We start from the raw sequence: 590 nt of genomic DNA, 5'->3' as shown, positions 1-590 counted from the left end.
TGATGTTTAGGAGCTTTTTTATGTTTGATTCAATGATGGGCGTCTTGCTTGCCTTTTGGCATCAAGACTTTTCTGCACTTATGGCGCCAGGAAGTGCAGGGATTATTTATATTGTCGTGGCGACATTAATCTTTTTGGAAAGTGGTTTTATTCCTGCTGCGCCATTTCCGTGCGATAGTGTAGTGGTGTTGTCTGGCACACTTGCGGCGGTGGGCGTGCTTGATCCTATTGCCATTATGTTGGTGATTATTGTGAGTGCGGGCTTGGGAAGTTGGGCGGCATACCTGCAAGGAAAATGGCTAAACCGCCTACCTAAAGTTCAAGGCTGGGTGAATGCTGTCCCACAGAAAAGACTCGAACAAGTCGATGTTCTTTTGGGTAAACATGGCTTAATTGCATTGTTTTGCGCGCGTTTCATTCCGGTGGTGCGTTCGCTTTTGCCATTGATGATGGGATTACGTGTGAAACGCGTGTCAAAGTTCCATTACTTTGCATGGCTGAGCGCCATATTGTGGACGTTGTTACTGTGCGGCTTTGGCATGCTCCTGCCTTTACTTCCGGAGAATATCAGCAAGATGGTGACGATGGGG

General features: G+C 47.3%; 1 protein-coding gene. It reads left to right on the top strand.

Annotated features, from left to right (window positions below; all coding sequences use genetic code 11):
• Positions 1-20: 20 nt before the first annotated feature.
• Positions 21-590, top strand: a 570-nt coding sequence (locus tag R8N49_RS28900) for a DedA family protein (RefSeq protein WP_318190671.1), incomplete at its 3' end; no start/stop codon positions are given.

The organism is Vibrio sp. 1978, from assembly GCF_033344345.1.
Note: the sequence above shows the minus strand (reverse complement) of the source record. Positions and strands in the feature narration are given on the sequence as shown.